Origin of the sequence: Streptomyces sp. Act143, assembly GCF_003143935.1 — a bacterium.
In the GTDB taxonomy this organism is placed as follows: Bacteria; Actinomycetota; Actinomycetes; order Streptomycetales; family Streptomycetaceae; genus Streptomyces.
Genome location: NZ_QFRX01000001.1, coordinates 1,969,153 through 1,977,661, shown reverse-complemented (window position 1 = coordinate 1,977,661; position 8,509 = coordinate 1,969,153). Strand labels below are relative to the sequence as shown.

Sequence of the window (8,509 nt, the reverse complement as noted above, 5' to 3'; positions counted from 1 at the left end):
ACCACCCCCACCACCCCCACCACCCCCACCACCCCCACCACCCCCACCACCCCCACCACCCCCACCGATCCCGTAACACCTCCCGGCGATCCCTCCGCCACCCCAGCAGGGAGCACTTCATGAGCCCCACCACCCCCATGGGCGCCGTCGGCACCGACGACCCGGCCCGCACCCGCCCCGCCGACCTCCACCGCCGCCTCGACTCCCGCCTCACCGGAGCCGCCCGCGCCTGGCTCGACCAGGCCCTCGACGAGGCCGCCGCCCACCCCGGCGGCCACGGCCCCATCTCCGTGTGGGAGCTGCGGCTGGCCGAGGCGGGACGCCGCTGCGGCACCGAGCACGCCGACGCCGCCCGCGTCCTGATCCTGCACGCGGCCCGCGCCGACACCCTCGCCCTCACCCGCGTCTACCAGCAGGGCACCGCCGCCGAACGGCGCGCCGTCCTCCAGGTCCTGCCCCACCTCGTGCCGGGCCCGGACGCGCTCCCCCTCGTCGAGGACGCCCTGCGCACCAACGACACCCGGCTCGTCGCCGCCGCCGTCGGCCCGTACACGGCCCGGCATCTCGACCCCCACCAGTGGCGGCACGCCGTACTGAAGTGCCTGTTCACCGGCGTGCCCGTCGAGGCGGTGGCGGACCTGGACCGGCGCGCCCGCGCCGACACCGAACTCGCCCGCATGCTCGGCGACTACGCCGCCGAACGCACCGCCGCGGGCCGTTCCGTCCCCCCGGACCTGCACCGCGTCCTGGCCCTGACCGACCCCACGGCCACCCCACCCGCACCGGTCGCCGACCCCGGCCCGCGCGGCACCGACGGCGAGGAGTCCTGATGCGCATCTTCGACCCCCACATCCACATGACGTCCCGGACCACCGACGACTACGAGGCCATGCACGCCGCGGGCGTCCGTGCCGTCGTCGAGCCGTCCTTCTGGCTCGGTCAGCCCCGCACCTCGCCCGCCTCCTTCCTCGACTACTTCGACGCCCTCCTCGGCTGGGAGCCGTTCCGCGCCGCCCAGTACGGCATCACCCACCACTGCACGCTCGCCCTCAACCCCAAGGAGGCGAACGACCCCCGCTGTGTGCCCGTCCTCGACGAACTGCCCCGGTATCTCGTCAAGGACCAGGTCGTCGCGGTCGGTGAGATCGGCTACGACTCCATGACCCCGGCCGAGGACACGGCCCTCGCCGCGCAGCTGCAGCTCGCCGCCGACCACGGGCTGCCCGCGCTCGTGCACACCCCGCACCGCGACAAGCTGGCCGGTCTGCGCCGCACCCTCGACGTCGTCCGGGAGTCCGCCCTGCCCCCGGAGCAAGTCCTGCTCGACCATCTCAACGAGACCACCGTCAAGGAGGCCAAGGCCGGCGGCGGCTGGCTCGGCTTCTCCGTCTATCCCGACACCAAGATGGACGAGGAGCGGATGGTCGCGATCCTCAAGGAGTACGGCCCGGAGAAGGTGCTCGTGAACTCCGCCGCCGACTGGGGCAGGAGCGACCCCCTCAAGACCCGCAGGGTCGGCGACGCCATGCTCGCCGCCGGTTTCACCGAGGACGACGTCGACCTGGTGCTGTGGCGCAACCCCGTCGCCTTCTACGGGATCAGCGGCCGCCTCGCCCTCGACTCGGCGGGCACGCAGGCCGTCGGCGCCACCCACGAGGGCAACTCCATCCTGCGCGGGGGCGAGTAGGGCATGCGCTTCCGTCACCCCGACGGCTCCACCGTCCACCTCGCCTACTGCACCAACGTCCACCCCGCCGAGACCCTCGACGGCGTCCTCGCCCAGCTCCGCGACCACTGCGAGCCCGTCCGCCGCCGCCTCGGCCGCGACCGTCTCGGCATCGGCCTGTGGCTCGCCGCCGACGCCGCCCGCACCCTCGACTCCGACCCGGCCGCCCTGCGCACCCTGCGCGCCGAACTCGACCGCCGCGGCCTGGAGGTCGTCACCCTCAACGGCTTCCCCTACGAGGGCTTCGGCGCCGAGGAGGTCAAGTACCGCGTCTACAAACCGGACTGGGCCGACCCCGAGCGCCTGGAGCACACCACCGCCCTCGCCCGCGTTCTGGCCGGACTCCTGCCCGACGACGTCACCGAGGGCAGCATCTCCACCCTGCCGCTCGCCTGGCGCACCGCCCAGGACGCCGACCGCACCGAGAAACCCCTGCGTACCCTCGCCGAACGCCTGGACGCGCTGGAGGAGTTGACCGGCCGCTCGATCCGTGTCGGCCTGGAACCCGAGCCCGGCTGCGTCGTCGAGACCACCCGCGACGCCCTCGCCCCGCTCGCCGCGATCGCCCACCCCCGCATCGGCATCTGCGTCGACACCTGCCACCTCGCCACCTCCTTCGAGGATCCCCGCACCGCCGTCGACGCGCTCACCACGGCCGGCGTCACCATCGTCAAGTCCCAGCTGTCGGCCGCCCTGCACGCCGAGCACCCCCATCTCCCGGAGGTCCGCGCCGCCCTCGCCGCCTTCGACGAACCCCGCTTCCTGCACCAGACCCGCACCTCCACCGCCGCCGGCCTGCGCGGCACCGACGACCTCGGCGAGGCCCTCGGCGGTGAGGCGCTCCCCGACGGATCACCCTGGCGCGCCCACTTCCACGTCCCCCTGCACGCGGCCCCCGCCGCACCCCTCACCTCCACGCTCCCCGTCCTGAAGGACACGCTGACCCGGCTGGTCGGCGGCCCGCACCCGCGCACCCGCCACCTGGAGGTCGAGACCTACACCTGGCAGGCCCTCCCTCCGGAGCTGCGCCCCCGCGCCCGCACCCAGCTCGCCGACGGCATCGCCGCCGAACTCACCCTCGCCCGCGACCTGTTGACCGAGCTCGGCCTGAAGGAGCTGCCATGAGCCCCCGGAGCACCGATCAGCCCGACGCGGCGCCCACCCCTCTGCTGGTCCTGGACGTCGTCGGCCTCACCCCCCGCCTGCTCGACCACATGCCCCACCTCAAACGGCTCGCCCACGCGGGCTCCCACGCCCCCCTCGGCACCGTCCTGCCCGCCGTCACCTGCGCCGCCCAGTCCACCTTCCTCACCGGCACCCACCCCGCCGAGCACGGCATCGTCGGCAACGGCTGGTACTTCCGCGAGCTCGGTGACGTCCTCCTGTGGCGCCAGCACAACGGACTGGTCACCGGCGACAAGCTCTGGGACGCCGCCCGCCGCGCCCACCCCGGCTACACCGTCGCCAACATCTGCTGGTGGTACGCCATGGGCGCCGACACCGACATCACCGTCACCCCCCGGCCGGTCTACTACGCCGACGGCCGCAAGGAACCCGACTGCTACACCCGGCCCCCGGCCCTGCACGACGAACTCACCGGCAAACTCGGCACGTTCCCTCTCTTCCACTTCTGGGGCCCCGGCGCCGACCTGGTGTCCAGCCAGTGGATCATCGACGCCACCCGCCACATCATGGCCACCCGGCACCCCGACCTGACCCTGTGCTACCTCCCGCACCTCGACTACGACCTCCAGCGTTTCGGGCCCGACGACCCACGCTCCCTGAAAGCCGCCGCCGACCTGGACCGGGCCATGGCCCCGCTCCTCGACGACGCCCGCGCGGAGGGCCGTACCGTCGTCGCGCTCTCCGAGTACGGCATCACGCGCGCGGACCGGCCCGTCGACATCAACCGCGCCCTGCGCCGCGCCGGACTGCTGGAGGTCCACACCCAGGACGGCATGGAGTACCTGGACCCGATGGCCTCGCGCGCCTTCGCGGTCGCCGACCACCAGATCGCCCACGTCTACGTACGGCGGCCGGAGGACCTGGAGGCGACCCGGGCCGCCCTCGCCGGCCTGCCCGGCATCGAGCGACTCCTCGACGACGAGGGCAAGAAGACCCACCACCTCGACCACCCGCGCTCCGGCGAACTCGTCGCCGTCGCGGAGCCGGACGCCTGGTTCACGTACTACTACTGGCTCGACGACGACCGCGCGCCCGACTTCGCGCAACTCGTCGAGATCCACCGCAAACCCGGTTACGACCCGGTCGAGCTCTTCATGGATCCCCTCGACCCCTACGTCAAGGTCAAGGCGGCCACCGCGCTGGCCCGCAAGAAGCTCGGCCTGCGCTACCGCATGGCGGTCGTGCCCCTGGACCCCTCGCCTATTCGCGGCAGCCACGGCCGCCTTCCGGCCAACGACGACGAAGGTCCGCTCTTCATCTGTTCCACCCCCCGAGCCGTCGGCGACCGCGTCGCGGCCACCGATGTGAAGTCACTCCTGCTGCAACTGGCCGGACTCGCCTGACTTGTCCCCAGTGAAGCACCCGCCACTGACAACGCCCCGCGACCTAGAGGAGACCCGGACATGAGCCGCACGTTCCAGCCCGACCCCGAGCTCACCCACCGCCTCAGCAGACGAGGCATGCTCGGTGTGGCCGCGGGCGCCACCGCCGCCGCACTGCTCGGCGCCGCCGCGGCTCCGGCGACCGCGGCCGAAGCCGGTGCCGCCGGCCGGGGCCGCCCCGTCCTGCCCCCCGGCCGCCTCGGCATCCAGCTCTACAGCCTCCGTGACAAGGTCTCCACCCTCGGCTTCGCCCCCGTCTTCGCCGAACTGGAGAAGTACGGCTACGACGAGGTCGAGTTCGCCGGCTACACCCAGGGCTCGGCAGGACCCATCACCCTCGCCCAGCTCAGGCGGCTGGCCAGGGACCACGGGCTGAACCCGATCGGCAGCCACGTCGGCTACTGGTCCGACGACCCGAACGCCTACACCTTCGCCCAGAACCTCACCAAGGTCCTCGACGACGCCCAGGCCCTGGGCCTCAAGCACATCGGCACCGCCTCCGGCCCGTTCCGCTACGGCTCCACCGTCGACGCGTGGAAGCGGGCGGCCGAGGAGTTCAACACCTACGGCGCGGCGGCCAGGGCGCGCGGCATGAAGTTCTACCAGCACAACCACTCCGAGGAGTTCTCCTTCGCCACCGACAACCCCAAGGTCCGCCTCTACGACGTGCTGCTCGCCGAGACCGACCCCGACCTGGTGTTCCTGGAGATGGACATCTTCTGGGCCTACTCGGGCCAGTTCCGCTTCTCCAAGCGCCCCGACGGCAGTCCCGCCCCCTTCGAGCCGCTCGACTACGTCCTGAAGCAGCCCCACCGCTACCCGCTGTTCCATGTCAAGGACGGCGTCAGCGACCCGGCCGACACCTACGGCTACCGCATGACCGACGTCGGCGACGGCGACATCGACTACCAGCGCTTCATCTCCGCCGTCACCCGGCTGCGCGGTGAACGCCTGGCCCACCACTGGCAGGCCGAACACGACCAGCCCGCCGAGTCGTTCACCTTCGCCCGGCGTTCCAGCGCGTACCTGCACTCCCTGCGCGAGAAGTGCTGAGCGACCGCGGACGTGCGTGAGGAGGCCCTCCCCGATGTCCGATCCGGGGAGGGCCTCCTCACGCGCGCGTGCCGCTACGCCGCCGGTGCCGGGCCCGGCACCCGCGCCCGGCCCGGCTGCCGCAGCAGCAGGGCGAGCACCGCCGCCACCATGGAGACGGCGCCGGCCAGGGCGTACGCCCCGTCGTAGCCCCAGGCCGCGACGACCATGGAGCCCAGTCCGCCGCCGAACAGGCCGCTGATCAGCTTGCCGCTGTACACCAGTCCGTAGTTGGTGGCGTTGTAGTTCTCCCCGAAGTAGTCCGGTGTGAGCGCCGCGAAGAGCGGATAGAAGGCGCCGCCGCCGAAGCCGGAGAGGAAGGCGAAGAACAGGAACAGCGCCTCGCTCCTGACGTCACCCGCCCAGATCACGCCGAACTGGGCCAGCCCCAGCGTGACGATCACGAACACCAGCGCCTGCTTGCGGCCCCACTTGTCGGACAGCCAGCCCACGACACCGCGGCCGATGCCGTTGATGACCGCCATGACACCCATCGAGGACGCCGCGACCAGCGGGCCGAAGCCGACCTCCTTGGCGTAGTCGACCTGGAAGGAGATGCCGAAGATCGACACTCCCGCGGTCATCACGATGAGGACCCACATCAGGGGGAGCATGCCGGTCCTGACAGCCTCCTTGGGCGTGTACTGCTTCGCCGCCGGAGGGTTCTTGGCGAGACTCGCGGCGTTCTTGCCGTTGCCCGCGTACGTCAGCGGATCGATGTCCGCGGGCCACCAGTTCTTCGGCGGGTCCTTGAAGAAGAAGGCGCTCCCGAAGACCACGATCATGATGTAGCAGCCGATCAGGTCCAGGACCCGGTGGTAGTTCGCGGTGTCGAAGCCGTAGTTGAAGATGAAGATGAACGGCAGAGACCCGTATGCGAAGCCGCCGTTGACGAACCCCGTCTTCGCTCCCCGGCGTTCGGGGAACCACTTGCCGACCATGTTGATGCAGGTCGCGTAGACGAGACCGGCGCCGATGCCCCCGACGACGCCGAAGCCCAGGATCGCCAGCCAGACGTTGCTCAGGTGCGACAGGGCGAGGAACCCGACCAGGCACAGTCCTGAGCCGATGTACATGGCCCTGCGAGCCGTCAGCAGGCCCTTCTCCCGCAGCCAGCCCGCCGGGAAGGCGATGCCGGCCTGGAAGAAGACCCACACGCTGAGGATCCAGAAGGTGTTGCTCTGCGTCCAGCCGTGGGCGTGGGACAGGGTGTCCTCCGCCGAGCCGTACGCGTACTCGAAGACGCTGATGGCCATCATGGCGATCCACGGGAGATACACCATGAGCTTGCGGGAGTGACCGAGGATGTCCCGGTCGGTCTCACCGACGCGGAAGACGCGGCCGTGCGCGTCGGTCACTTCTCGGTAGGGACGGTGTGCGGCATCGGGGTTGGTCGACGTGCTGTTCTTCGCGATCGGATCTGCCGTCATTGCTGGGCAATTCCTCCGTGTCAGGCCAGGGCTGTCAGGCCATTTCCTCGCCGAGCGGCTGGGGGTTGGGAGCGATACCGCGGCTGGTCCTCGGCGTGCCGGGCGCCTTCAGGAACACGGCGAGCACGGCGGAGGCCAGGCCGATGCTGCCGGCCAGGACGAACGCGCCCTCGTAGTCCCATGCGTCGACGACGACCGCACCCATCCCGGAGCCCACGAGGCCGGAGATGAGCTTCGAGCTGTAGACCATGCCGTAGTTGGAGGCGTTGTTGTTCTCACCGAAGTAGTCCGCCGTCATGGCCGCGAACAGCGGGAAGATCGCGCCGCCGCCGAAGCCGGAGACCATGGAGCAGAAGAGGAAGAAAGGCATGCTGCCCATCTGGCCGGAGACCAGCACACCGAACTGGGCGGTGCCCAGCACCAGACACACGATGATCAGCGTGTTGCGGCGCCCGTAGCGGTCGGAGATCCAGCCGATCACGCCGCGGCCGGTGCCGTTGACGATCGCCTTCAGGGACATGGCGGTGGCCACGATGCCGCCCGCGAAGCCCATGTCCTTGCCGAACGGCACCTGGAAGGCGATGCCGAAGATGTTGATGCCGGCCGTGCACAGCAGGCAGAACCACATCATCCACAGAACGGGCTGCCGCGAGGCCTCCTTGGGGGTGTACTGCTTGGGCGACGGCGGGTTCTTCTCCAGCGCCCGGCGGATCTTCGGGTCGTCGGTGACCTTCAGCGGGTCGACGTGCGCGGGCCACCAGTTCTTCGGCGGGTCCTTGAAGAACCAGCCGGCCGTCGCCACGACCAGGCACAGGCCGACGCCCACGGTGGCGAGCACGGTCTGGTAGTTGCTGAGGTCCATGTAGGAGGTGAAGAGGAAGACGAAGGGCACCGAGCCGTAGGCGAAACCGCCGTTGACGAAGCCGGTCTTGCCGCCCTTGCGCTCCGGATACCACTTGCCGACCATGTTCACGCAGGTCGCGTAGACGAGACCGGCGCCGATACCGCTGCACATGCCGAAGCCGAAGTAGGCCACGAGCACGTTCGGCGCGTAGGCCAGCGAGAGGTAGCCGAGCATCGTGCCGACGGCGCCGAGCATCATCGCCGTACGGGCCGGAAGTTTGCCGCTCTCCCGCAGCTGACCGGCGGGGAAGGCCACGGCCGCCTGGAAGAAGACCCAGACGCCCATCAGCCAGAAGATGTGGCCGCTGCTCCACAGGTGGGCCTCGTGGAGGGTGTCCTCCGCCGACGTGAACGCGTACTCGGCGGAGCTGATGCCCATCATGCCCACCCACGGCAGGATGACCATCCACCTGCGCCTGCGGCCCATGATGTCCACATCGGACTCCCCGATGCGGTACACGCGGCCATTGCGGTCCGTCACCTCGCGACAGGGCACGGATGTCGAATAGTCGATGGTTGTCATCTTGGTCCTGCACTCCTTGCGTCGAAAGATCTGGCCAGCGCCCCCTGTCCAAATGCCTTTCGTGCGCACACGGGTCCCGGGGCCGGCCGACGCGCACCGTCGGTCGTCCCCTCGCTCACTCACGTCACGTCAGATCACCCCGCTCGTCCTGAGCAGGCGCAGTTCCTCGTCCCCCAGGCCGAGTTCGCCTATGTAGATCTCCTCGTTGTGTTGGCCGAGGAGGGGGGAGGGGGTGATGCGGGTGGGGGAGTCGGAGAGTTTGAGGGGG

7 protein-coding genes and 1 pseudogene are annotated in these 8,509 nt (G+C 70.5%); 5 read left to right on the top strand and 3 right to left on the bottom strand.

Features of this window, described 5'->3' with window-relative positions; translation table 11 throughout:
* Window positions 1–119 precede the first annotated feature (119 nt).
* From DI272_RS08830 to DI272_RS08810, 5 genes are read left to right on the top strand one after another with little or no spacing between them, the layout of a single operon-like run.
* Window positions 120–830 carry an EboA domain-containing protein gene (locus DI272_RS08830; protein ID WP_109494809.1) on the top strand — a complete coding sequence of 237 codons (711 nt, stop codon included), beginning with the start codon at window positions 120–122 and terminating at the stop codon, window positions 828–830.
* A complete protein-coding gene (locus tag DI272_RS08825) occupies window positions 830–1,687 on the top strand; it encodes a TatD family hydrolase (RefSeq protein WP_109494808.1) in 858 nt (285 codons plus the stop codon). The genes DI272_RS08830 and DI272_RS08825 overlap by 1 nt, the downstream gene beginning before the upstream one ends.
* A 3-nt stretch (window positions 1,688–1,690) precedes the next feature.
* Complete coding sequence (gene eboE / locus DI272_RS08820; RefSeq protein WP_109494807.1) at window positions 1,691–2,851, top strand: metabolite traffic protein EboE; 1,161 nt, start codon at window positions 1,691–1,693, stop codon at window positions 2,849–2,851.
* Window positions 2,848–4,254 (top strand): nucleotide pyrophosphatase/phosphodiesterase family protein, encoded by a 1,407-nt coding sequence (locus tag DI272_RS08815; RefSeq protein WP_109494806.1) that lies wholly within the window; start codon window positions 2,848–2,850, stop codon window positions 4,252–4,254. Before eboE ends, DI272_RS08815 begins: the two co-directional genes overlap by 4 nt.
* Window positions 4,255–4,314: 60 nt before the next feature.
* Complete coding sequence (locus tag DI272_RS08810) at window positions 4,315–5,346, top strand: sugar phosphate isomerase/epimerase (protein WP_109494805.1); 1,032 nt, start codon at window positions 4,315–4,317, stop codon at window positions 5,344–5,346.
* A gap of 74 nt (window positions 5,347–5,420) precedes the next feature.
* On the opposite strand, the gene DI272_RS08805 is transcribed toward DI272_RS08810, so the two are convergent.
* From DI272_RS08805 to DI272_RS08795, 3 genes and pseudogenes are all read right to left on the bottom strand, one after another.
* Window positions 5,421–6,815 carry an OFA family MFS transporter gene (locus DI272_RS08805; RefSeq protein WP_181387127.1) on the bottom strand — a complete coding sequence of 465 codons (1,395 nt, stop codon included), beginning with the start codon at window positions 6,813–6,815 and terminating at the stop codon, window positions 5,421–5,423.
* 34 nt (window positions 6,816–6,849) lie between these two features.
* Window positions 6,850–8,241 (bottom strand): OFA family MFS transporter, encoded by a 1,392-nt coding sequence (locus tag DI272_RS08800; protein WP_109494804.1) that lies wholly within the window; start codon window positions 8,239–8,241, stop codon window positions 6,850–6,852.
* A 129-nt stretch (window positions 8,242–8,370) separates the two neighbouring features.
* Window positions 8,371–8,509, bottom strand: a pseudogene (locus DI272_RS08795) (formyl-CoA transferase); the annotation flags it as partial.

What these genes read in the sequence shown, in the direction of transcription:
- DI272_RS08830 (WP_109494809.1), top strand. Translation starts at nt 120, where the DNA reads ATGAGCCCCACCACCCCCATGGGCGCCGTCGGCACCGACGACCCGGCC.
- DI272_RS08825 (WP_109494808.1), top strand. Translation starts at nt 830, where the DNA reads ATGCGCATCTTCGACCCCCACATCCACATGACGTCCCGGACCACCGAC.
- eboE (WP_109494807.1), top strand. Translation starts at nt 1,691, where the DNA reads ATGCGCTTCCGTCACCCCGACGGCTCCACCGTCCACCTCGCCTACTGC.
- DI272_RS08815 (WP_109494806.1), top strand. Translation starts at nt 2,848, where the DNA reads ATGAGCCCCCGGAGCACCGATCAGCCCGACGCGGCGCCCACCCCTCTG.
- DI272_RS08810 (WP_109494805.1), top strand. Translation starts at nt 4,315, where the DNA reads ATGAGCCGCACGTTCCAGCCCGACCCCGAGCTCACCCACCGCCTCAGC.
- DI272_RS08805 (WP_181387127.1), bottom strand. Translation starts at nt 6,815, where the DNA reads ATGACGGCAGATCCGATCGCGAAGAACAGCACGTCGACCAACCCCGAT.
- DI272_RS08800 (WP_109494804.1), bottom strand. Translation starts at nt 8,241, where the DNA reads ATGACAACCATCGACTATTCGACATCCGTGCCCTGTCGCGAGGTGACG.